General features: G+C 70.6%; 21 protein-coding genes. 12 read left to right on the forward strand and 9 right to left on the reverse strand.

Annotated elements, in window-relative coordinates:
• The first annotated feature begins 43 nt into the window (after positions 1 to 43).
• From BN6_RS25630 to BN6_RS25650, 5 genes are all read left to right on the forward strand, one after another.
• Entirely contained in the window at positions 44 to 3,010 is a 2,967-nt protein-coding gene (locus tag BN6_RS25630) for an amino acid adenylation domain-containing protein (RefSeq protein WP_015102681.1), read from the forward strand.
• Between the two features lie 1,003 nt (positions 3,011 to 4,013).
• Positions 4,014 to 4,856: an MEDS domain-containing protein gene (locus BN6_RS25635; protein WP_015102682.1), complete on the forward strand. Its 843-nt coding sequence runs from the start codon at positions 4,014 to 4,016 to the stop codon at positions 4,854 to 4,856.
• Entirely contained in the window at positions 4,853 to 5,794 is a 942-nt protein-coding gene (locus tag BN6_RS25640) for an anti-sigma factor RsbA family regulatory protein (RefSeq protein WP_015102683.1), read from the forward strand. Before BN6_RS25635 ends, BN6_RS25640 begins: the two co-directional genes overlap by 4 nt.
• Before the next feature lie 473 nt (positions 5,795 to 6,267).
• Positions 6,268 to 7,062 carry a class I SAM-dependent methyltransferase gene (locus BN6_RS25645; RefSeq protein ID WP_015102684.1) on the forward strand — a complete coding sequence of 265 codons (795 nt, stop codon included), beginning with the start codon at positions 6,268 to 6,270 and terminating at the stop codon, positions 7,060 to 7,062.
• 168 nt (positions 7,063 to 7,230) lie between these two features.
• A complete protein-coding gene (locus BN6_RS25650; protein ID WP_197540189.1) occupies positions 7,231 to 8,463 on the forward strand; it encodes a cytochrome P450 in 1,233 nt (410 codons plus the stop codon).
• 145 nt (positions 8,464 to 8,608) lie between these two features.
• On the opposite strand, the gene BN6_RS46920 is transcribed toward BN6_RS25650, so the two are convergent.
• The 3 genes from BN6_RS46920 to BN6_RS25660 all read right to left on the reverse strand — a co-directional run bounded on the left by BN6_RS46920 (position 8,609) and on the right by BN6_RS25660 (position 11,046).
• Positions 8,609 to 8,782 carry a hypothetical protein gene (locus BN6_RS46920; protein ID WP_158509428.1) on the reverse strand — a complete coding sequence of 58 codons (174 nt, stop codon included), beginning with the start codon at positions 8,780 to 8,782 and terminating at the stop codon, positions 8,609 to 8,611.
• 102 nt (positions 8,783 to 8,884) lie between these two features.
• Positions 8,885 to 10,258 (reverse strand): M20/M25/M40 family metallo-hydrolase, encoded by a 1,374-nt coding sequence (locus tag BN6_RS25655; RefSeq protein WP_015102686.1) that lies wholly within the window; start codon positions 10,256 to 10,258, stop codon positions 8,885 to 8,887.
• A gap of 254 nt (positions 10,259 to 10,512) precedes the next feature.
• Positions 10,513 to 11,046 (reverse strand): hypothetical protein, encoded by a 534-nt coding sequence (locus tag BN6_RS25660; RefSeq protein ID WP_015102687.1) that lies wholly within the window; start codon positions 11,044 to 11,046, stop codon positions 10,513 to 10,515.
• A gap of 280 nt (positions 11,047 to 11,326) precedes the next feature.
• Here BN6_RS25660 and BN6_RS25665 point away from each other — a divergent pair, with 280 nt between their 5' ends.
• Both BN6_RS25665 and BN6_RS25670 read left to right on the forward strand, forming a co-directional pair.
• Positions 11,327 to 12,028 carry a GAF and ANTAR domain-containing protein gene (locus BN6_RS25665; RefSeq protein WP_015102688.1) on the forward strand — a complete coding sequence of 234 codons (702 nt, stop codon included), beginning with the start codon at positions 11,327 to 11,329 and terminating at the stop codon, positions 12,026 to 12,028.
• A 45-nt stretch (positions 12,029 to 12,073) separates the two neighbouring features.
• A complete protein-coding gene (locus tag BN6_RS25670; RefSeq protein WP_015102689.1) occupies positions 12,074 to 12,829 on the forward strand; it encodes a GAF and ANTAR domain-containing protein in 756 nt (251 codons plus the stop codon).
• An 88-nt stretch (positions 12,830 to 12,917) separates the two neighbouring features.
• Here the strand turns inward: BN6_RS25670 and BN6_RS25675 are convergent, their stop codons facing one another.
• Entirely contained in the window at positions 12,918 to 13,430 is a 513-nt protein-coding gene (locus BN6_RS25675; RefSeq protein WP_015102690.1) for a hypothetical protein, read from the reverse strand.
• A 244-nt stretch (positions 13,431 to 13,674) separates the two neighbouring features.
• On the opposite strand from BN6_RS25675, the gene BN6_RS25680 reads away from it, so the two are divergent.
• From BN6_RS25680 to BN6_RS25695, 5 genes are all read left to right on the forward strand, one after another.
• Positions 13,675 to 14,748 carry a carboxylate-amine ligase gene (locus BN6_RS25680; protein WP_015102691.1) on the forward strand — a complete coding sequence of 358 codons (1,074 nt, stop codon included), beginning with the start codon at positions 13,675 to 13,677 and terminating at the stop codon, positions 14,746 to 14,748.
• Complete coding sequence (locus BN6_RS25685) at positions 14,745 to 15,746, forward strand: iron-containing redox enzyme family protein (RefSeq protein WP_015102692.1); 1,002 nt, start codon at positions 14,745 to 14,747, stop codon at positions 15,744 to 15,746. The genes BN6_RS25680 and BN6_RS25685 overlap by 4 nt, the downstream gene beginning before the upstream one ends.
• A gap of 164 nt (positions 15,747 to 15,910) precedes the next feature.
• Positions 15,911 to 16,348 (forward strand): DUF1360 domain-containing protein, encoded by a 438-nt coding sequence (locus tag BN6_RS25690; protein WP_231904746.1) that lies wholly within the window; start codon positions 15,911 to 15,913, stop codon positions 16,346 to 16,348.
• Positions 16,349 to 16,421: 73 nt separating this feature from the next.
• On the forward strand, positions 16,422 to 16,577 hold the full coding sequence (locus tag BN6_RS47480) for a hypothetical protein (protein ID WP_173430496.1): 156 nt from the start codon (positions 16,422 to 16,424) through the stop codon (positions 16,575 to 16,577).
• Between the two features lie 215 nt (positions 16,578 to 16,792).
• Positions 16,793 to 17,818: a glycosyltransferase gene (locus tag BN6_RS25695; protein ID WP_197540190.1), complete on the forward strand. Its 1,026-nt coding sequence runs from the start codon at positions 16,793 to 16,795 to the stop codon at positions 17,816 to 17,818.
• A gap of 12 nt (positions 17,819 to 17,830) precedes the next feature.
• On the opposite strand, the gene BN6_RS25700 is transcribed toward BN6_RS25695, so the two are convergent.
• From BN6_RS25700 to ctaD, 5 genes are all read right to left on the reverse strand, one after another.
• On the reverse strand, positions 17,831 to 18,973 hold the full coding sequence (locus BN6_RS25700; RefSeq protein ID WP_015102695.1) for a carboxylate-amine ligase: 1,143 nt from the start codon (positions 18,971 to 18,973) through the stop codon (positions 17,831 to 17,833).
• Positions 18,974 to 19,341: 368 nt separating this feature from the next.
• Complete coding sequence (locus BN6_RS25705) at positions 19,342 to 19,917, reverse strand: ANTAR domain-containing response regulator (RefSeq protein WP_408005261.1); 576 nt, start codon at positions 19,915 to 19,917, stop codon at positions 19,342 to 19,344.
• A complete protein-coding gene (locus BN6_RS50070) occupies positions 19,911 to 20,096 on the reverse strand; it encodes a hypothetical protein (protein ID WP_015102697.1) in 186 nt (61 codons plus the stop codon). The genes BN6_RS25705 and BN6_RS50070 overlap by 7 nt, the downstream gene beginning before the upstream one ends.
• A 232-nt stretch (positions 20,097 to 20,328) precedes the next feature.
• Complete coding sequence (locus BN6_RS25710; protein ID WP_015102698.1) at positions 20,329 to 20,601, reverse strand: DUF3040 domain-containing protein; 273 nt, start codon at positions 20,599 to 20,601, stop codon at positions 20,329 to 20,331.
• An 18-nt stretch (positions 20,602 to 20,619) separates the two neighbouring features.
• Positions 20,620 to 22,383: an aa3-type cytochrome oxidase subunit I gene (ctaD, locus tag BN6_RS25715; RefSeq protein WP_015102699.1), complete on the reverse strand. Its 1,764-nt coding sequence runs from the start codon at positions 22,381 to 22,383 to the stop codon at positions 20,620 to 20,622.
• Positions 22,384 to 22,510: the final 127 nt, after the last annotated feature.

Raw genomic sequence — 22,510 nt, forward strand, 5'->3', positions numbered from 1 at the left:
TGGAACTTTTCCGGCCAGCAGCACAAATCGGAGGAAGATCGTCGTGTCGCGCAACCTGGTTCTTGACGAGTTCGAGCAGTCGCTCCGACGAGATCCCGACCACGCAGCGGTCGTTGATCGCGACAGGGTGGTGAGCTATCGCGAACTCGCCGAATCGGCCGGCCGGATCGCCGCTTGGCTGAGCTGCCGGGGAGTCGGTCGTGGTGACCTGATTCCCTTGGTGGGTGAGCGTTCCGTCGATTTGATCGCCGCGACGGTGGGTGTGTCCCAGTGCGGTGCCGCCTACGTACCGGTCGACGCCGCGTACCCGGCCGAGCGCCGCGAGAGCATGATCGCGCAGTGCCGGCCCAAGGCGGTGCTGTCCGCTGCGTGTGGGGTCGATGACAACATCGGTGCGGCGGTGGACGTCCGGACGATCCTCGCCGAGGCCCGGGACCCGCGACCAGGACCGGTGGAGATCGGGGGCGGCGACTCCGTCTACGTGATCTTCACCTCGGGCACGACAGGTGTGCCGAAGGGCGTCGTGGTCGAGCATCGCGCGCTGGCCCGGTTGATCGAGTGGCACAACAGGCGCTTCGCGATGGGGCCCGACTGCCGCAGCACCCTGATGGTCGGCGTGGGTTTCGACGTGTCCCAATGGGAAATCTGGTCGGCCCTGACGTCCGGGGCCACGATCCACGTCGTGGACGAGGAGGTCCGCGCGGAACCGGCCGCCCTGCTCGACTTCTACGCCGAGCACGGTCTCACCCACGCCTACGCGCCGACGGCGTTGGTGCACGGACTGGCGGACGCGCCGCAGCCGTCGTCGCTGCGTCTGCGGTACTTGTTCTGCGCCGGTGAGAAGTTGCACCCGTTGGCGACAGCCCACCTGCCGTACAAGCTGGTGGACTACTACGGGCCGACGGAAGCGACGATCTACGCGACCTACCGCGTGGTGCCGCCGCACAGCGAGCACGAGCCGTCCTCCATCGGCGTTCCCGTCGCCGACACCGAGGCGTTCGTCCTGGACGACGTGCTCGACGACGTGCCACCGGGAGACGTCGGGGAATTGTGCCTCGCGGGCGCCGGGCTGGCTCGTGGCTACCTGGGCAGCCCGAGGCTCACGGCCCGGCGGTTCGTGCACAGCCGGCGGCTCGGCCGACGTCTCTACCGCACCGGAGACCTGGCGCGCCGGCTGCCCGACGGCACCCTCCAGTTCGTCGGCCGCCGCGACGAGCAGATCAAGATCCGCGGTTACCGGGTGGAGCCCGGCGACGTGGAGGCCGCGCTGCTGAAGCATCCCGGGGTGCGCGCGGCGGCGGTGGTCGCCGAGGCCGATGAAGAGGCAGCGCAACGGCTCTTCGCGTTCCTGGTACCGGGCGACCCGGCCGAGGCCGAGGACCGGCTCGTCGCCGACGTGCGCGCCGGCCTGCGGCGGGAACTGCCGGACTTCATGCGCCCGGCCGTCTACCGCCTGCTCACGGAGTTGCCCACCGCGGCCAGCGGCAAGACCGACTACCCCGCGCTGCGCCAACTCACGACCACCGAGGAGCCGTCCGAGGAGGACGAGGAGGACGAGGACCGTTTCGACAACGACGTCGAACGCGGTATCGCCTCGGTCTGGTGCGAGGTGCTCGGACACCGCCACTTCAGCGCGGACGACGACTTCGCAGAGGTCGGCGGCAACTCGATGCTGGTGGCGTCGACCGTCGAGCAGATCAGTGCACGGACCGGGATGAAGACCCGCATCCGTGACCTGTACGAGTTCCCGAGCGTGCGCGCCCTCGCCACCGAACTCCGAAAGCGCGCCACCCAGGACGTGCCAGGCGGTGACGGCGAACCCGTGCACGAACTGCAACGCGACATCCAGCTACCGCCCGGCTTCGCGGTCACCGGCAACTTCGACCCGGACGTGCTCACACGCCCGCGGCACATCCTGCTCACCGGGGCCACCGGGTTCGTCGGCATCCACCTGCTCGCGGAGTTGCTGGCCACCACCCGTGCCCACCTGCACCTGCCCGTCCGCGGCTCCGACGCCGCGCACGTGACCGACCGGCTCCGCCGAGTCGCCCGCCGCTACCAGGTCGACCTCGACCTGGACCGGATCTCCGTCCATCCGGCGGACCTGGCGGAACCGCGGTGGGGCGTCGCCGACGAGGACTACCGGCGGTTGACCGAGCAGGTCGACGTGGTCTACCACTCGGCCAGCGCCGTGAACTTCATCCAGCCCTACTCCTACCTGAAGCGCGACAACGTGGACGGGTTGCGGCAGGTCGTCGCCTTCGCCGCCGAAGGCCGGACCAAGGCGCTGATCCTGCTCTCCACCATCTCCGTGTTCAGCTGGGGGCACCTGTTCACCGGCAAGACCCGGATGCGGGAGGACGACGACATCGACCAGAACCTGCCCGCGGTCAGCACCGACCTCGGCTACGTGCGCAGCAAGTGGGTCATGGAGAAGATCGCGGACCTGGCCGCCGAGCGCGGTCTCCCGCTGATGACCTTCCGACTGGGCTACGCGACCTGCCACAGCCGGACCGGGCTCAGCGCGGACTACCAGTGGTGGGGACGACTCGTGCAGACCTGCACCGCCCTGAACGCCATCCCCGACCTCCGGGAGCTGCGCGAAGGACTGACCACCGTCGACTACATGGCCCAGGCCATCGCCGCGGTCTCCCGACGACCGCAGGCGCTCGGCCGGCGGTTCAACCTGGTCCCCTCACCCGAGCAGGCGATGACCCTCAAGGAGTTCTTCCACCTGGTCGGCCGCCAGATCGGTCAGGACTTCGCCGTGCTGCCCTACCGGCAGTGGGTCTCGCTGTGGGAGCACGACCCCACGGCCCCGCTCTACCCGCTGCGCGGCATGTTCACCGACGACATGCACGAGGGGCAATCCACGATCGAGCTCTACCAGAACACCTACCGATGGGAGACCGACGACCTCCGGCACCACCTGGCCCCGAGCGGAATCCGCGAGCCGGAGTTCACCCCGGACCTCCTCACCCGCTACCTCGACCGTCTGCACATCGACTAGCACCGCTCCGTTGAGCGGTAGAGGCGGACCACCACAGGGGGCGCGATTGGCGGGAGCAGGGGCAGTGCCCGCCGCTGGAACGCCGGGCTGGAACAGCTCCGCCTCGTCCAGGCTGGTCAGGAATCCCGGCGCATGTCCGGTTGGCGTGGAACTTCTTATCGCGGTTGGCGGCGGGTCTCGGTGTGGTGCAGGACGGATCTCCCGGTCATCGCACCCGCGAACGTGAAGAGGGGCCCGGCACCATTTCGGCGCCGGGCCCCTGGGGTTGCGGGTTCACTTCCACCAACCGGTCCTAGAACCGGCTTGTCATGTCCACGTCATCCGCACGAACTCCGGACGACGCTGGGATCGCATATACGTGACCGGAAACCACCTTCCAATCGATCTGGAGTGCGGTACCCGCCCGGACTTGTTGCTCCGAGACAGGCGATCCGATGGCGTGCAACCCTTCCCTTCTCTGTCGTTCCCTACCTTGCCTGTACTGCTCGGGCCACCGTGCCGGAACCCCTTCCACTGATCGGCTCCAGCGCGCCTGACCGATACTGCTGTTCCCACTGCAGACTGTCGGACTCCGGGTCGTGCGAACTGTTGTCGAGCGTAATGCGGTTGTGCTCCCGGTACTGCGTGTGCCGACCGTCCTTGGCCTCACCTGCGGAACCTTCTACCACCGGTCCCGGCCGGAGGGGCCGTACTGCTCCCAACTCGCGGGTAGTTCGTCCTCTCCCGCGCTGACCAAATGTTCTCTTCTGTCCAACAAGGAGAACACTACACACACCGACCTACGAATGTCTACCCCTGTGACCATAGATTTCCTCAACCAGGTGCCGCAGGTGCGCTTACCTGCGGTGATGCACCAGCTGCGTGGTCCGCGGCCTCGGTCCGGCCGCCGAGACCACGGCGGTCACGACCCGTCCGCAGGTGAACCGATCTCCCGGCGAAGGGTCCGCGCACCAGCGCGGACCCGTACTGCCGGCGAGCACCGGCGATCGGTACGATCCAGGGGATGCGCAGGTCGGGGCTGGTGAATCAGACGCGCGGGCTGGGTGCACACGACCACGTGTGCTGGCGGTACGACGACCCGCCCGACTTCCAGGCCCGTGCGCGGGAGTTCCTGCTCGACGGCTTGGAGCAGGGCTACCGGGTCTGCTACGCGGCCTCCGGCGATGTGGACGCCCTGGTGCACGATCTGAGCGGGATCGACGGCCTCGACCGTGCGCTGGGCGAGGGTGCGGCCCAGGTCACTTCGCTGGGAGCGACGTACCAGGGCGGCACGGTGGTCGAGCCCGAGGCGCAGGTCCAGTCCTACGCCGCCGCCACCGAGGCCGCCGTGCGTGACGGTTTCGCCGGGTTCCGGGTGGCGGCCGAGGCCACTCCGCTGGTGCGCACCCCGCAGCAGCTCGCCGCCTTCGCCCGCTACGAACACCTGGTGGACCGCTACATGGCCGAGCACCCGTTCTCCGCGATGTGCGCCTACTCCTCCGCTGAGATCGAGGACTCGGCGTTCGCGCAACTCGCCTGCCTGCACCCGAACACGAACGCGCGATCGCCCGGTTTCCGGCTGCACGCCGCGGACGACCACGGCACCGTGCTGGGCGGCGAGGTGGACTCCCCCGCAGTCGACCTGTTCACCCAGGCGTTGGGCCGCGTCGACCTGCGCGCCCAGGGCGGGGAGCTGGTGCTCGACGCCACGGAGCTGACCTTCATCGACCACAACGGCCTGCTGCGCCTCGCCGACCACGCGGCCCACCTGGGCGCACCCCTCGTCCTGCGCGCTTCCTGGCCGGGCCTGGCCCGCCTGGTAGACCTGCTCGACCTGCGCGACGTGCACGTGGACCACGCCGCATGACCACCACGACGCCGCCTCCCGCCGGGTTCGTGCACCCGGCGTTGTTCTACAGCTCCGACGAGGAGTACCTGGGCGCACTCGTGCCGTTCATCACCGACGGCCTGGCCGAGGGGCACCCCGCCGCCGTGGCGGTGCCCGGGGCGAGGCTGCTCCTGCTGCGCGAGGCGTTGGGTGCGGCCGCGGACGACGTGCTGATGCTGGACATGGAGGTGGCGGGCCGCAACCCCGGCAGGATCATCCCGACCGTCCTGCGACGCTTCGCCGACGCCCACCGCTCCGGCCACGTGCGCATCATCGGCGAGCCGATCTGGGCCGGCCGCACCGATCTCGAGTACCCGGCCTGCGCACAGCACGAAGCCCTGATCAACCTGGCCTTCGTCGGACGCGACGTCACCATCGTCTGCCCCTACGACACCCGCACCCTCGGCGACCGCGCGCTGACCGACGCCCTGGCAACACACCCGACGGTGTGGGAGACGACCGGACGGCGCGACAGCGAGCACTACGACCCTCACGCCGTGGTCGACCGCTACAACCGACCACTGCGAGCGGCCCCGGACGCCACCGGCCTCGACATCAGGACCACCGCCGACATCCGCGACGTCCGCCGGCTCGCCGGCGACCGGGCGCGACAAGCGCACCTCGATGCGGAGCGGACGGCCGACCTCGAACTCATCGCCACCGAGTTGGCGACCAACAGCCTCCGGCACACCGACGCGGGATGCCGGCTGCGGATCTGGCGCGACGAGGAACACCTGATCTGCTCGGTCGAGGACGACGGGCGCCTGACGGACCTCCTGGCCGGGCGCCGCCCACCCGAACCAGGACAGCACGGAGGCCGAGGTCTTCTGCTGGTCAACCAACTCGCCGACCTCGTGCGCACCCATGCCACCGCCCGCGGCACGACCGTGACCGCATTCCTGCGCACGGACGGGTGACCGACGGGGAAGGGTCGCCGGGTTCACCGCCAAGCCGCAGTCTCGCGGTGTACGTACGCACAACCCGGGTATGTGGCGTAGTGCCGCAACGAGCGATCGCGCGGCGGTAGGACCGCTTCGAGCGGTCCTGGCCCAGGCGGCACGGAACGTTGAGCAAGCAGCGCCCGTGCCGCCTGGGCATCTCCGGCACGTCGCTTCGGGGCACGAGCTGGGCCAGTCGTGGCGGGTGAGCACTCGGAACTGGGGGTCTGCTCGACATCGGCGATCGTCCGCGTCCTCGCCTTCGACGTGGCGGACCGGAACCAGGCCGCAGCCGCCCCGCCCCGGAGACCCTCGGGCTCCCGCCGATCCGGGGCGTTGTGCACACCGCCGGTGTCGGCCGCCTGGCAGCACACCGAACTGTCTCGCAGGCTCGCCGGCTGAACACCGCGTTCGCCCCACCCAGAGCCGTCCACCACCCGGAGGTCACCCCGATGAGCCGCTACCTGCTCGACAACGCGGACGCCCGCACCAGAGCGCGCTTCGACGCGCTCAACGCGACCTACGACGCGGCCAGCCACACCGCGCTCGACGCCACAGGCGTCACGACGGGCTGGAGGTGCTGGGAGGTCGGGGCCGGCGACGGCGGTATCGGGCGGTGGCTGTCCGACCGCGTGGGAGAGCACGGCTCCGTGCTGATCACCGACATCGACACCCGCTGGGTACGAGCCTGCGAACGGGCCAACACCACCGTCCTCGTCCACGACGTGGTCGACGACGAACCGCCCGGTGACGGTTTCGACCTGATCCACGCCCGCCTGGTGCTGGTGCACCTGCCACGCCGACAGGCCGTCCTGGACCGCCTGCTCGCCTGCCTGCGGCCCGGCGGCCGGCTGGTGCTGGAGGAGTTCGACCTGGAGCTGCGCCTGACGACGTCGGCCGGCGACCCCACCTCCCGTGCGACGTTCGAGGCAGTGCACCAGCCGTTCATGCGCCTGCTCGAATCCCGGGGCGCGGACCTCGCGTGGACGCGATCCTTGCCGGAAGACTTCACCGCGCGGGGGTTGCGCGACGTCACCGTTCGGACGCACACCCAACTGTGGCGCGGAGGAGAAGACCACATCGCCCTGCACCGCGCGAACATCGGGCAGGTGGCGGAACTCCTGTTGGACCAAGGCGTGTCACCCCACGAACTCGACCGGTTCCACGCGCTGCTCGACGATCCCCGGTTCGCCGTGTGGTCCTACACTCTCGTGTCGACCTCCGGCAGGCTCCGCCCGGAAAGCTGACCCTCAGGTCCTCTCCGGTTCGACAGTGGACTGTCCGTGACGTCGTCCCCTGCGCCGGCCCGCGTCAACCCCGCCGTTGAGCACGATGTGACCTTTTCGGACACTGCTCGAACACCGTTTGACGGCGTCCCGTTCGGGCATACGATCGGAATGCGACGTCCACATGCTTTGATCGACAACTCGCTGTCCGCGTTGGTCGAGGGCTACACCTGGTTGCCCGCGCGACGGGCGCGGTCGGCGTCGGGCGTGGCGCACACCCGCGTTCTGGGTCAGCGCGCGGTCGGGTTGTGCGGTCCGGACGCCGCCCGCTTCTTCTACGACGAGGACCACGTCCGGCGGCACACGGCGATCCCGTGGCCGGTGCAGAACACGTTGTTCGGCCGGCGGGCGGTGCACACCCTCGACGGTGACCGGCACCGCCGCCGCAAGAGCATCTTCCTGACGGTCGTGAACCGGCACACCGCGCGAACCTTGGCCGATGGCGTCGGCACTTCGTGGGACGACGCGGCGGCTTCGTGGGAGCCGGGGCGGCCGGTGGTGCTGTTCGACGAGGCCGCCCGGGTGCTCACCCGGGCCGTGTGCCGGTGGGCGGGCGTCCCGTTGGCCGACGCCCAGGTGCCCGTCGTGGCACGGGACCTGGTGGCGATGGTGGACGGCTTCGCCACACCCGGTCCCCGGCACTGGCGCGCCCGCGCCGCGCGGGGCCGGCGGGAGGCGTGGCTGGGTAACCTGGTGACCCAGGTGCGTGATGGTGCCTTGAGCGTGCCCGCGGGTTCGGCCCTGGCGGCCGTCAGCGCTCACCGGGAGGTCGATGGCGAGGAGCTGTCCCCCCGGTTGGCGGCGGTCGAACTGCTCAACGTCATCCGGCCGACGGTGGCGGTGTGCTGGTTCGTCGCCTACGCGGGCCACGCGCTGCACCGCTGGCCCGAGCACCGGCAAAGCCTGCGCGACGGGGACCGCGACTTCGCCCTGGCCTTCGCCCACGAGCTGCGCCGCTTCTACCCGTTCGCACCGTTCATCGGCGGCCGCGCGGTCCGCGAGCTGACCTGGCACAGGGACCGCATCCCGAAGCACGCCATGGTGCTGCTCGACCTGTGGGGCCACAACCACGACGAACGGCTGTGGGGCGACCCGTTCGCGTTCCGGCCGGAGCGCTTCCTCGGTCGCGACATCGGCCCGTTCGAACTGGTGCCGCAGGGCGCGGGTGACCCGGAGACCAACCACCGCTGCCCCGGCGAGCCTCTGACCGTGGCGATCCTGCGCACCCTCGCCGTGCGGTTGGCGCAAACCGACTACACGGTCCCGGAGCAGGACATGACCATCTCGCTGCGACGCGTCCCGGCACGGCCCAAGAGCGGATTCGTCCTCGTCCCAACCGGCACGGCGTCGCACAGCTCCTGACCGGTGTCATCACCCGGGAATCGCCCTTGGCACCACCGGCCCGGTCGACTCGCGCGGGGGGTCGGCCCCACGCAAGCCGCGAACATGGACGCCTTCCGATCGGTCCGACAGCGTGCCGGTGCCTGCCCGGCCGTCGCACCGCAGGTCAGTCCGGTGGTTCGGCTGCGGCGGTGTCCTGGTCGGTGTCGTGGATGACGTCATGATCGGTCGGTGTTGTGCGCTCGACTTCCGGGACCTCCACGTCCAGGTTGTCCAGGCGCGGCGTGCCCGGGGAGTGGGGCGGGTCGGGAGTGAGCGGTGCGCTGTCGTCTTCCGTCATCGGAGACGGCTACCCGTGCGATCGTCGGTCAAGCATCTCGAACGAGTGAAGCGAACACCGCGGCCACCCGGCCGGTCCTGGTGCGCGACGGTGTCGGATCGGTCAGCGGCGGTCGTGCAGCGCCGCGAGTCGTGGCCACAGGTGGGCCAGCGTGGCGGCTCCGGCGAGCAGGACGTCGATCGACACCCGTTCGTCGCTGTCGTGCCACCGGTCCTCGGGCAGACCGGTGCCGAAGAACACGACCGGCGCGTCCAAGGCGCGGGCGAGCAGTTCGGCCGGTCCTCCGCCCGCGTTGCCCATCCGGCCCGGCGGTGAGCCGAACCCCTCACGCATGGCGTCGGCGAGCGCGTCGAGCGCCGGGTGGTCCTCCGGCGTGCGGTAGGGCTCCTGGCCGGTCTCCTCCGCGACGGTCAACTCGTAGTCGACGTGGTCGCCGATGTTGTCCGCGACCCAACGCCGCAGCTGCCCGGCCACGTCCGCCACCTTCTGGTCCGGCACCGTCCGGATGCCCAGGTCGGCGGCGGCGACGGCCGGGATCGCGCCCGTCGGCGGCCCGACCGGATCACCCGCGACCACGGTGAGCACCTCGGCCGCCGGCCGGGTCCACAGCCGTTCCAGCACCGTGTACCCGGCCTCACCGCCGATGGTGCGGGTCTGCGACCTGGTCAACCAGTCGTCATCGCTGAACGGCAGCGCGGCCAGGGCGGACCGGGTGCGTTCGGATGCCTCGGCCACGTCGTCGTAGAACCCCGGCAGCGTGACGCGGCCCTTGTCGTCGTGCAGCCGGGCCAGCAGCCTGGACAGCTCCTCGGCGGGGTTGGGGGCCGGTCCGGACACCGCGCCGCTGTGCACGTCGCGCAGCGGACCTCGCACTTCCAGGTGCGCGAGGACCTGGCCGCGCACGCTGGTGCAGATCGCGGGGTGGTCGGCCCGCCACAGCAGGGTGTCGGAGAAGACCACCAGGTCGGCGTCGAGCCGGTCGCGATGCTCCTCGATCAGCTGGGCGAAGTGCGGTGACCCGGCCTCCTCCTCGCCCTCGACCAGGAACTTCAGGTTCACCGCGGGTGCCGTGCGCCCGGTCGCGGCCAGGTGCGCCCGAAGGCCCCACAGGTGGGCCAGCACCTGGCCCTTGGCGTCGGAGGTGCCCCGCCCGTAGAGGCGGCCGTCGCGCAAGGCCGGTTCGAACGGGGGCGTCTCCTCCCACTGCCCGTCCTTCGCGGCGCGCACGTCGTGGTGGCTGTAGACCAGGACCGTCGGCGCGTCGGGCGTCGCACACCACTCGGCGTAGACCGCCGGCCCCACGTCCCACACCTCCACCGTGGGGAAACCCGTGTCCCGCAACGCCCCGGCGAGCCACCGCGCCGACCGGACCAGGTCGACGTCGTGCTCCGACTCCCCCGCGACCGAGCGCAGGCGCACCCAGCCGATCAACTCCTCGACGATCCGGTCGCGGTGGTCGGCCAGGTAGCCACGCACGCGTTCGGCCACCTCCCCGTTCCCGCCAGGCGAGGGCGGAGTTCCTTCGTCGGCCATCGTCGTCCTCTCGCTGCGCTGTCGTCGGGGAGTCGCCAGCGGGCACGGCGCCATCAGCCTCTCCTGCCTGAACACCGTGCCGCTGGGGCGGTCGTGGCCACCGTTTCGGCGATGCCGGCCAACGCCTCCGGCTCCGAGGTGCGGTCTGGCCCCGCACCGGGTCTGCGCCGAGGTCAGCGGCGAGGTCTGCGCCTGGGTCAGCGGCTGCTCGACACAGCGCGGAGCACCGGGCCGACATCCGACCGGCGACCGGGGCGCAGCGCGGCGTGCCGCTGCCCCGGACCGGGCCCGTCCCGCGCGGCCAGCACGTCGGCCACCACACCGGTCGCGAAGCCGTAGACCGACTTGTGCAGCAGGTCCACCAGCAGCTCCCGGCGCGGCCACGTCTGCGGCGGCGCGCCGACACCGGTGGCGTTCTCCAGGATCTGGTCGTTGGTCAGCCGCACCACGGTGAACATCGCCGACGCCACCGGACCGCGCACCCCCGCGTTGGCCATCAACGACCGCACCACCCCGGCGAGCGCACCCTGACCCAGGTGCATGGCGAGGTTGACCGCGCGCGGTTGCTTCCCGGGCTTCTCGGTCATCCCGAGCAGCCGCTCCAGCACCCGGGCCGGCACGTGCGAGTCCGGCCGCCCGGTCACCCGCTGCTCCAGCTTCTCCCCGACGGTCATCACCACCGCACCGGCCGCACCGGCCACCAACCCCTGCCACAGCGCACGCTTCATCATGACCACCGGCTACCCCGCGCCCGGCGACCTATCCTCATGCCGTCCCGCCGTCCGCTCGCGACCCGGCCTCGGGCGCTCCACGACCCGCGGCCGCTCCGGCAGCTCGTCGAGCCGGCGGAGGCAGGTGTGCGGAGGAGCGCCGGACCGGGGATAATCGGACGCCCTGGTACTCCCGGGGCGCGTCCGCGACGTACTGCGTTCGTGCACGAGATCACCGAGGCAGTGGTCACGGCTGGTGCGTGGTCCGGTGCGGCGGTACTCCCTGCGGCAGCGAGGACGGATGTTGGACGGGCAGCGTCGAGACCGGCTGGCGCGGATGGTCGCGGAAAGTGTGGTCTCGCCTGGCCGCGCGGGCTGGGCGCGGGCGCTGTGCGAGGTCTGCGTGCGGGCACTGGCCGGGGTCGACGCCGCCGCGATGTCCTTGCGCAGCGACCACCGCGCGCAGGAACTGCTCGGCGCGAGCGACCGCTGGGCCGGCGTGCTGGAGGAAGCCCAGTACACCGTCGGCGAGGGCCCCGGGGTCGAGGCGTTCGCCACCGGCGGGCCGGTGCTGGTGGCGGACCTGAGCGCGTACCGCGCGAAGTGGCCCGGGTTCGCCGATCTCGCCGAGGACGAGGGGCTGGCGGCGGTGTTCGCCTTCCCGCTCCAGCTCGGCGGCATCAGGCTCGGGACACTGGACCTCTACCGCCGCCGACCGGGTGGCCTGTCCTCCGAGGTGGTCGCCGACGCCGCCGTGCTGGCCGACCTGACGGTCCTGTCGCTGCTCGACCACAGCGGTGCCACCGACGGCGAAGTGCGCGTCGAGGTCTCCTACCAGGACGTCAACATCGCCACCGGGATGCTCTCGGCGCAGCTCCGGATCAGCCTGGAGGACGCCTTCGCCCGGCTGCGGGCGCACGCCTTCGCCAACCGCAGGTCGGTGCTCGACGTCGCGCGCGACGTGCTGGCCCGGCGCCTGCCCCTGGACCAGCTCGCGGACTGACCCGTCACCGCGCGCCGCACCCCCGGCGGGTCGTATGCTTCCGAGGTGCCCGCTCCCGAGCAGATCGCCGCCGCGTTGAGCGACATCACGGCGAAGCTGGTCGACGGGCATGACGCCGACACGGTGCTGCGCATGATCACGGCCGCGTGCACGCGGCTGCTCGACGCCTCCGCCACGGGCGTGATGCTGGTCGACCCGCGCGGCGGCATCAGAGTCGTGGCGGCGTCCGACGAACGGGCCCGGTTCGTAGAGCTGCTCCAGTCGCAGATCGAGGAAGGCCCCTGCGTGGACTGCATCCGCGACGACGTCGTGGTCAGCGCCGTCGACCTGGCCCGGGAAACCGACCGCTGGCCCGAGTTCACCCCCGCCGCGACGGCCGCCGGCTACCGAGCGGTCCACGCGATCCCCATGAGGTTGGACAACCGCGCCCTTGGCGGCTTGAACGTCCTGTTCACCGGGACCGCGCCCTGGGCGCAGTGGCAGTACGACCTCGCCCGCACCCTGGCCGACCTGTCGGTGCTGGGGCTGTCGCAGGAAGGCGACTCCCGACGCGCGGACCGACTGGTCGAACACACGTTGACCACCATGAACGACCGGGTGCGCCTCGCCCACGCGACCGGCCTCGTCGCGGGCAGCTTGAACCTCGACCCGGAACGGGCGAGCGCGTTGATCCACCAGCACGCCGGCGCGCATCGCACACCGGTGCGCGACATCACCCGCGCCCTGGTCGACGGCTCCCTCGACCCGGCCGCCCTGGCTCCTCCCGCCGAAGCGCGCCAGGAACGGCCGCCGGCCGGCTGACCTACTCCACTCGGGACTGGGTGCGAGCACAGGATCACCCGTCTGGGCGGTGCGCCGCTCTACAGTGGACTTCTGCTCTGGCGTCCGGTTACGCGGGGTCCGCGTGCAGGACCAGGCTGTGGATCTGCGCGATGGTGACCTCAGGGCTGTCCGGCAGGATCAGGTCGATCGGCTCCACCAACTCGTAGTGGCCGCTACCGGACGGGCAGGAAGCCCCGGCGGTGCTGAACTTCGCCGGGTTCCTGACTGTGGCTTGCACCTTGCCGCCCGGTTGTTCGACGGTCGCGCCGAGAGCGATGACGAGGTCGTCGGCGAAGTGCGACGGCGATTCCGTCGAGGAGCGCAGCACGCTGTCCTCGTCCTGCACGAGCGTGATGGTGCCGCCGTCCTCCGGTCCGCCCGCGTCCGGCAGTTCGGCGGTCAAGCGCAAGCCGGTCAAGCGAAACCGCGCCGTGCCCTGTGCATCGGTGTCGGCGGTGAACGAGCAGGTTCCGGCGAAGTCGACCAGCACGGGCTTCGACCTCAGCGTGAACTCGACCTCGGACGCCCGGCACCGCAGCTCCGACTTGGATCCGGACTGCGGCAGATCGGCGGACGACATGGCGGGGGCCACCTCCTGTTGACGAACGCGCTCGGAGCGCCTGGGGCCTGCTTACCCCGGGTCGGCGGCCTCAAACGAGGGGCGCGGAGCGGGGACCGACCGGGTGATTGCCGTTCCGGACCGGCGATCGTCCACCTCGGTCGATGACCTGGCCGGTGAAATCCGTCCCCGGCCGGGTAACCCCGCTTATGCAGACGCCCCACACGTCGGTCCGAGTCGGACGCGCGCCGCTCGGCGGTGCGGTGTGAGAACGGTCGGGGTGGAGGAGGAATTCCTGCTCGCCGACCCGACCACCCGCAAGGTCATCCCGCGCGCAGCGGCCGTGTTGAAGCGGGTCGACGGCCTGCCGGCGGGCTCGAAGACCCACCGCGAGCTGCTCGACACCCAGGTCGAGTTCGCCAGCGGGGTGTGCGAGGACCTGACCGAGCTGCACCGCCAGTTGGCAGCAGGCCGCCGAGCCCTGGTCGAGGCGGCCACCGACGAGGGTGTGCTGGTGGTGCCCTCCGGCACGCCGGTGCTCAGCGCACCCGTCGCTCCTCCCGTGGACGACCGCTACCGGGCGATCACCGACCTGTACGCGGGGCAGGTGGCGGACTACCACTGCTGCGGGTGCCACGTCCACGTCGGAGTGCCGGATCGGGACACGGCCATCGCGGTCGTCAACCACCTGCGCCCGTGGCTGCCCACGCTGCTCGCCCTGTCGGTCAACTCGCCGTTCGCGCACGGCCGCGACACCGGTTTCGGCAGCTGGCGGATGGTCGAGCAGTCCCGGTTCCCGGGGTCCGGCCCGCCGCCGCGCTTCGCCTCGGCCGCCGAGCACGACACCGCCGTGGAGCGGTTGGTCGACTGCGGGGTGCTGACCGATGCGGCCATGACGTTCTGGCACGCCCGCCCCTCGCCCCGCTACCCGACGGTCGAGGTGCGGATCGCGGACACCGCGGTGACGGCGGCGGACGCGGTCGCCTTGGCGGCCGTGACGCTGGCCCTGGTCGAGCGGGCGCTGGACGACCTGGCAGCCGGGCGGGAGGCCCCGGAGTTCGACCACCAGGTGCTGGCCGCGGCCACCTGGACGGCCGCGCGGTTCGGCGTCGACGGACCGGGGGTGGACCCGTGGAACGGCGTAGCGGTACCCGCGCCGGTCCTGGTGCGCCGCTTGCTGGACCACGTGGGCGGGACGGGGCATCCGCACGACCACCTCGGCGCACCGACCGGTGCGCGCCGTCAGCGGGCAGCCGCCGCGAATGGCCCGAAAGCCCTGGTCGACTGGCTGGCGTCGGCGTGCATCACCGGGATCGGGCCGGGTATCCCGCCGACGTGACGCATACTCTGCACGCTCTGGGAGCCGCCGCCCTCCCCACTCCGCGTGGGCCGCTGTCCGAGACGGTCATCACGGCCCTGCGATCCGACCCGTCGCAGTGGTCCCCGCCCACCGGCGTGGACGGGCACGACCCGTACGGCGACGACCTCCAACTCGCGCTGCACGTGTGCTACGAACTGCACTACCGCGGCTTCCACGACGCCGCACCAGGCTGGGAATGGGACCCCGAACTGATCCGGCTGCGGTCGGAGATGGAACGGGTGTTCCACGACGCGCTGGACGCCGACCTGCCCGGACACCCGGACGTCGACGAGGTGCTGGACGAACTCCTGGTCGAACCGGTGGACGGGCAGGGACTGAGCCACCACCTGCTCGACCAAGGCCAGTGGTGGCAGATGCGGGAACACTTCGCCCACCGGTCCATCTACCACCTCAAGGAAGCAGACCCCCACGCCTGGGTCATCCCCCGCCTCACCGGCCGGGCCAAAGCCGCACTCGTCGCCGTCGAGTACGACGAATACGGCGGCGGACGCGGCGACCGGATGCACTCCCAGCTCTACGCCCGACTACTCGCCGGCGCCGGTCTGGAGACCGGCTACCTGCACTACCTCGACCACGCACCCGCGCCGACGCTGGCGACCGTGAACTTGATGTCCCTGTTCGGACTCCACCGCGAACAACGCGGCGCACTCGTAGGCCACTTCGCCGCCGCCGAAATCACCACCGCACCCAGCGCCACCCGCATGGCCAAAGCACTCGACCACCTCGACGCCCACCCCGACTGCATCGAGTTCTACACCGAACACATCGAAGCCGACGCCGTACACGAACAAGTCATGCGACACGACGTCATCGGCGACCTCACGACCCGCGAACCCGAACTCACCGACTCGATCGTCTTCGGCATCCGCGCCACCGAACTACTCGAACAACGACTCACCGACCACACCCTCACCGCCTGGACCGACAACCACACCTCACTGCTCACACCGCTGTGAGTCACCGCCGCCATGTCGTCACGAGGGACGGCTGTGGAGGAATCGAGTTTGAGGCCGTGAACGAAGGCTATTCACACGGCATGTCGATGGCAGGGATTCTCAATCGCGTCAGGACGAACTACGCACGAGGCGAGCCGCGGCCACTGGGCGGCTACCTTCGGGCGATGGGCGGGTACCTGGGTTTGGTGGGCGCGGCCACGGTGGTGGGCGTGGCTCGCGGTGCCCGCTTGCCGGAGCGGTTCTCGTGGAGCGACACGTTGCTGGTGTCGGTGGCCACCCACAAGATGACCAGGCTGTTGAACAAGAGCGCCGTCACCAGTCCTCTTCGGGCACCGTTCACCCGCTTCGAGGGATCTGCCGGCGAAGGCGAAGTGCTCGAGTCGGTGCCCTCCACGGGCAACCACCGACATGCGGTGGGCGAACTGCTGACCTGCCCCTTCTGCTCCGGGGTGTGGCTGGCGACGTCGTTGACCGCCGGACTCGTGCTGGCTCCCCGCCCTACTCGCCTGCTCACCACCACCATGGCCGCCGTCGCCGGCTCGGACTTCCTGCACCTGGCCTACGACGCCGCCAAGTCGGCCGCCGCGCAGGCCGGTGAGTGATCCGCCCGGTCGGCGTCGCACGCCGGCAGCCGCCGGCCGGGCGTTCCGCACCCGATGAATGGAGGACGACCCGATGGACCCCGACGACCGAGTGGATGCGCAAGATGGTGTCGACCCGGAGGAGTTCGCCGAAGACGTCGGCATCGACCCGACACCCCAGGAAGTCGACCAGTACCTCGAACTGGCCGTGGAAACCCCCCAGTCCGAATCGGACGAGTCCGGGGAATAACGCAGCGCTGACGCGGTCGGGCCGGGGCCAGAGCGGCCACAACTCCAGCAGGCCCGCCGGCGGTGGCAAGCCACCGATCACGTTCCCGCACGACCACACCCGTCTCCAGCAAGACCGCGAATCGCCGGAAAGCACGCCTGATCCGGAATGGACCGTGCGGTAGCGGGCATGTCTGTGATGTGAAAGGGACAAGCGTAAGCAGGCGGCTGTCGTACGTGCTCCCGCTGCGGTGGAACGACGACAGCGGACTCGACGAGCTGACCGACTACCTGCGGTGGCTCGCGGAGCGGTGTCAGGTCGTCGTCGCGGACGGTTCGCCCGAGCCGCACTTCACACGTCACGCGCAACGGTGGAACAGATGGGTCACCCACCTCCGGGTGCCCACAGTGACCGGGGCGAGCAACGGGAAAGTGGTCGGGGTCTGCCACGGCGTGCGGGTTGCCGTGCACGACAGGGTGGTCATCGCCGACGACGACGTGCGCTACGACGACACCGCACTACGGCGTGTCGGAGAGGTGCTGGACAGCTCAGACCTCGTGGTGCCGCAGAACTACTTCGGCGCGTTGCCGTGGCACGCCCGGTGGGACACCGCCCGGACCCTTCTGAACCGGGCGTTCTCCGGTGACTACCCCGGCACGTTCGGGGTCAGCCGCACGACGTTCCTGGCCATGGGCGGGTACCGCGACGACGTCCTGTTCGAGAACCTCGAACTGATGCGCACCCTGGCGGTAGCCGGTGGTCGGATCGCCCGCGCCCCCGACCTGTTCGTCCGGCGCACACCTCCCACAGCCCGGCACTTCTGGTCCCAGCGGGTCCGCCAGGCCTACGACAGCCTGGCCCAACCCGTGCGCTGTTGCGTCGAACTCGCCGTGCTGCCCGCCGTGGGCGTGGCGATCGCACGGAACAGCACCGCGAAGGTCACGAGTTTCCTGGCCCTGTCCGGAGTCCTAGTGGCTGAACTGGGCCGTCGTCGACACGGCGGGACTCAGGTCTTCCCCGCCACGACGGCGGTCTTCGCGCCACTGTGGATCGCCGAAAGGGCCGTGTGCGTCTGGATCGCACTCGCCCGGAGAGTTCTGCTCGGCGGCGTGCGCTACCACGGTGGACGCCTGCCGACCGCAGCGCACTCGAAGCGGTGGCTGAGCAAGCGCCGTGCTTCCCGACCAGGGGACGGCAGTGCGCTGACATCACCCGACGGCGCTCGCCCAGTCCACAGTGGATGCCGCCCGGCGCCCCGGTAGCGACATCCGAGATCACGCCGCGGTGTCCGGTAGCCAGTCGTGGCCCGTGTCCCGGCTCAGGATCGTCACCACGTCCTCCAAGCGCCCGCGCCGCTGGAACGCCTTGCGTTGGCGGACGGCGCCGTTGCCGTTCTGGAGGACCTTCGTGGACAGGGCGTTGACCGCGCGCAGCTCCCCGCTTCGGCGCAGTGCCGGCCGGACGTGGCGGATCAGCCGCCGCAGCAGGTGGGCGGCCGGGACGCGGTGGTTGGTGAACAGGTCGATGCCGTCGCCCTCGATGCCGTCGTGCGCGGCGCGCCAGTAGGCCGCGCGCAACGCCTCGGTGGTGACCGGCAGCCCCTGGTCACCTTGGCGGACAGCCCCCAGCGCGGTGCTGACCAGGGCACGCACCAGGGCGGCGAGCAGGATCGACTCGTCGACCGTGGCGGGCACGTCGGAGACCCGGACCTCGACGGTGGGCAGGTGGTCCGACGGCCGCACGTCCCAGTACACCATCGCCGGGTCCAGCACCGCTCCGCTGTCGATCATCATGTCCAGCACGGCGTCGTAGTGGCCGGCGGACGTGAAGTACGGCGGCGCGCCGGAACACGGCCAGCGGCTGTTGAGCACCGACCGCCAGCTCGCGTAGCCGGTGTCGACGCCTTGGTGGATCGGCGAGTTGGCGGTCAACGCGAGCAGGACCGGCAACCAGGGCCGCAGGTGGTTGCACACCTGCACCGCAGTCTCCCGGTCCGGCACCGAGACGTGCACGTGACAGCCGCACACGCCGTGCTCGGCCGCCAGCAGACCGTAGTCCCGCCCGATCCGCCGGTAGCGGTCCGAGTCGCTGAAGGACTGCCCCAGCGGTCCGGTCAGGGGCACGCCGACCGCGAGCAGCTGCGCTCCCGCCTGCAAGGCCGCAGCCGCGGCCGTCGACCGCGCGGTCAGCAGATGGCCACGCACCTCGCGCAGCGTGCGGCACACCGGTGTGTTGCTCTCCACCTGCACCCGGGTCAACTCGGGGCACAGGTCCGCGCCCAGCCGGTTGGCCAGGTCGACCACCTCACCGGCCACCGGGACGGGCGCACCGCTGTCCGGGTCGACGACCAGGAACTCCTCCTCCACCCCCAGGGTCGGCACTCCGATGTCCGAGATGGGCTGATCAGCGTTGACCATGGTGTCCTCACCGCTCGCAGGTGGCCGGCACGCAGGTGCGCCCGAGCACCGGCAGCACGCGCGCACGATGACGGCACGATCCCGGCCCAAGGGCCCTGCGTTGGTGTCGGCACACTGCTTGGCCGACGAGAAGTCCCTCGCGCGGTCCGTTCGGATGAGCGGGAGCCCGGGTCGAGGGACCACGGAATACCACTCACCGTCGGTGGCAAACCGGTTGTCGGACACCGGAATCCCAGCAGACCGGGGCCGTGCACGCGTCGGCGCAGGCGCGGAACGGTTCGAGGCCGGCGCGTTGCCGGGCGGCGCGGTCGATCACGTGGGTGGAGTCGAGTTCCGGCAGGCGATCCCGGAGCCGCGCGGGAGGTCCGTCAATCGGCGGCGAGGAGGTCCTCCAGGAAGCGCTCGGCCAGGTCGCGGAGCTTGACGTTCTCGCGCTGCGACCGCGCGGCCAGCATCGCGAACGCCTCGTCCGCGCTTACCCGGTGCACGGCCATGACGATGCCCTTGGCCTGGTCGATGACCGCCCGGGAAGCCAACGCCTGCCTCAGTTGAGCCGCCTGCTCACGAGCACGGAGGTAGCGGCGTGCGTTGCGCAACGCCGCCTCGACCGCGGTCGTGTACAGCTCCAGGAGCGCCACGTCGAGAGCCCGCAGACCGTCCGCGTGCCCGCTGTAGAGGTTGAGGGAAGCCGGTGTGTCCTCGTCGAAGCACAACGGCGCCGACAGGTAGCCGGCCACACCGAGCCCCTCGGCCTGCTCGGCGAAGGCCGGCCAGCGGTCCGGCAGCTCAGCCGCCACCGCGCGCACGACCTCGCCGATCCGCACGGCTTCCAGGCACGGTCCTTCCCCCGCCCGGTACTGCGCGACGTCCACTTCCGACGCCTCTCGCCCGGTCGTCGCTCCGGTCACCGGACCGTCGTCGGACAGCAGAGTCACGCTCACCATGTCGGCGCCGGGACCGCGCGCACCACCTGGCGGCAGATCCGGTCGAGGATGATCGACAGGTCCTCTTCCTGGTCCAGGACCGCGGCCAACCCCTCCAACGCGCCGGTGATCTCGTCCAGCCGCCGGACCAGCGTCTCGGCGGCCTCGTCGTCCGCCGCACCCCGCGGTTCGCCGCCCATCGCCCCACCTCCTCGGTCGGCACCGGCCGCCGCCCCGCTCCTGCGGACCGGCGTGAACCGCTGCCGTCATCCGCTGACGTTCCCCCGTTCGAAGGTAGCCACACCTTCCGGGCGATGGTGGACGCACCTGCCGTCGCCGGGGTGATCCGCCACGTCAGAGGTCGGTCGGAGGTCCGGCGGACGTCAGGCCGCCACCGGACACCCCCGCCCGAGGCGGGCGAACTCCTCCCGCTCAGTCCTGCGTTCCGGCCGACCGCAGGCGTGTGACGTGCATGCAGGCCGCAGTCATCAGCAGCAGGAAGCCCGCGAACACCAGAGGCAGGTGGACGACCGCTCCGCCGAGCAGGAAGGCGAAGCCGAGCACGGTGACCCACACCAGCACCGACCTGCGTCGGGTGGCCGTCACGGTCGGGTCCCTGCCTGCGAGCACCGAAGCGAGGGCCGGGTCGGTGTGTTCGAACCAACGCTCGATCCGGCGGAGTTGACGGCGTTCGTACCTGGTCACCGAGTCCTCCGTGCGGTGTCAGTCGTCGTGATCGGCCTCGCGGTCGGTGGGGGCGAGGACCTTCTCGGTGGTCGGGTCGACCTCGACGTCGTCCTGGTTCTTGCGCAGGACGGAGTAGTGGGCCTCGTCGCGCATCCGTTCGGCCATGTGGGGGTAGTGCAGTTCGAACGCTGGGCGTTCGGACTTGATCCGGGGCAGTTCGGTGAAGTTGTGCCGGGGTGGCGGGCAGGAGGTGGCCCACTCCAGGGAATTGCCGAAACCCCACGGGTCGTCGTGCTCGGCGTGGTCGCCGTAGCGGTAGCTGCGGAAGACGTTGTAGAGGAACGGCAGCGTGGAGGCCCCCAGCACGAACGAGCCGATGGTGGAGACGGTGTTGAGGTCGGTGAACTGGTCGCTGGGCAGGTAGTCGGCGTAGCGGCGGGGCATGCCCTGGTTGCCCAGCCAGTGGTGGACCAGGAAGGTGAGGTGGAAGCCGATGAACGTGGTCCAGAAGTGGATCTTGCCCAGCTTCTCGTCGAGCATCCGGCCGGTCATCTTGGGGAACCAGAAGTAGATGCCGGCGTAGGTGGCGAACACGATCGTGCCGAACAGGACGTAGTGGAAGTGCGCGACGACGAAGTACGTGTCGTGGACGTGGAAGTCGATCGGCGGGGAGGCCAGCAGGATGCCGGACAGACCGCCGAACAGGAACGTGACCAGGAACCCGACGCTGAACAGCATCGGTGACTCGAAGGTGAGCTGCCCCTTCCACATGGTGCCGATCCAGTTGAAGAACTTGATGCCGGTGGGGATGGCGATGATGAAGGTGGTGGCGGAGAAGAACAGCATCAGCACCGCGCCGGTCGCGTACATGTGGTGCGCCCAGACGATCACCGAGTACAGGGCGATGGCGATCGTCGCGTAGACCAGGCCCTTGTAGCCGAACAGGGGCTTGCGGCTGAACACGGGGAAGATCTCGCTGACGATGCCGAAGAACGGCAGCGCGACTATGTAGACCTCGGGGTGGCCGAAGAACCAGAACAGGTGCTGCCACAGGATCGCCCCGCCGTTGGCCGGGTCGAACACGTGCGCTCCCAGGTGGCGGTCGGCGAGCAGGCCGAGCAGCGCGGCGGTGAGGATCGGGAAGGCGACCAGCACCAGGATGGCCGTGATGAGGATGTTCCAGGTGAAGATGGGCATCCGGAACATGGTCATGCCGGGCGCGCGCAGGCACACCACGGTCGTGATCATGTTGACCGCGCCGAGGATGGTGCCCAGGCCGCCGACGACCAGGCCGGTGATCCACAGGTCCGCCCCGACGCCCGGGGTGCGGGCGGCGCTGCTGAGCGGCGTGTAGGCGGTCCACCCGAAGTCGGGCGCGCCGGCGGGCGTGAGGAACGCGCTGACCGCGATCAGGCCGCCGAACAGGTAGAGCCAGTAGGACAGGGCGTTGAGGCGCGGGAACGCCACGTCCGGCGAGCCGATCTGCAACGGCAGGATGAAGTTGGCGAACCCGAACACGATCGGGGTGGCGTAGAGCAGCAGCATGACCGTGCCGTGCATGGTGAACAGCTGGTTGTACTGCTCGTTGGACAGGAACTGGAGCCCCGGCCGGGCCAGCTCGCCCCGCATCAGCAGCGCCAGCAGGCCGCCGACCAGGAAGAACCCGAACGACGTCGTCAGGTACAGCAGGCCGATCTGCTTGTGGTCGGTGGTGGAGAACAGCCGCAGCAACGCCGACCCCTTGAGACGGGGCCGCGCGGCCTCACGGGGCACGATCGGCGTGGGTTTGAGCGTCGTCATGACCATCCTCGACTCGACTGGTGCGGTGCGCAGGCCCACCGGCAGCAGACCGCTTCCACGTTTCCTGGCACGACCTCGAACCGCCTGCGACGCGCCCGACTACCCCGCAGCGGCCCGCTCACACCCG

The sequence above is a fragment of the Saccharothrix espanaensis DSM 44229 genome, assembly GCF_000328705.1.
Lineage (GTDB): Bacteria > Actinomycetota > Actinomycetes > Mycobacteriales > Pseudonocardiaceae > Actinosynnema > Actinosynnema espanaense.